General features: G+C 67.2%; 1 pseudogene. It reads right to left on the reverse strand.

Going from position 1 to position 323, the window contains the following annotated elements:
* Nucleotides 1–323 (reverse strand): annotated as a pseudogene (locus IIE03_RS02340) (carbohydrate ABC transporter substrate-binding protein); the annotation flags it as partial.

Consider the following 323-nt stretch of genomic DNA (forward strand, 5'->3'; position numbering starts at 1 on the left):
GAGACGATGGTGTCGTTCGCGAACGACTCGATCGCCGTCTGCTGGTACTCCGAGAAGTCGGCCGGGTCGGCGTCCGTGCGTGCGGGGATGGAGCCCTTGGCCTTGTTGAACGCGACCTGTCCTTCCAGGGAGCCGATGGTCTCCAGCCAGGCGTCGGTTCCCCCGGGGTGGGGAGCACCGACCGGCTTGGTGAAGGAGTCGGCCAGGAAGTCGAACACGCCCTGGGTGCCCGGGGAAGCAGCCGCGACGAAGTCGGTGCCCAGTTCCTTGTCCTGCTCCTCGAAGGCGGCCACGGCCCAGTCACCCATGATGTTGAACGCGGC

The sequence above is a fragment of the Myceligenerans pegani genome, from assembly GCF_014892515.1.
Taxonomy (GTDB): domain Bacteria; phylum Actinomycetota; class Actinomycetes; order Actinomycetales; family Cellulomonadaceae; genus Myceligenerans; species Myceligenerans pegani.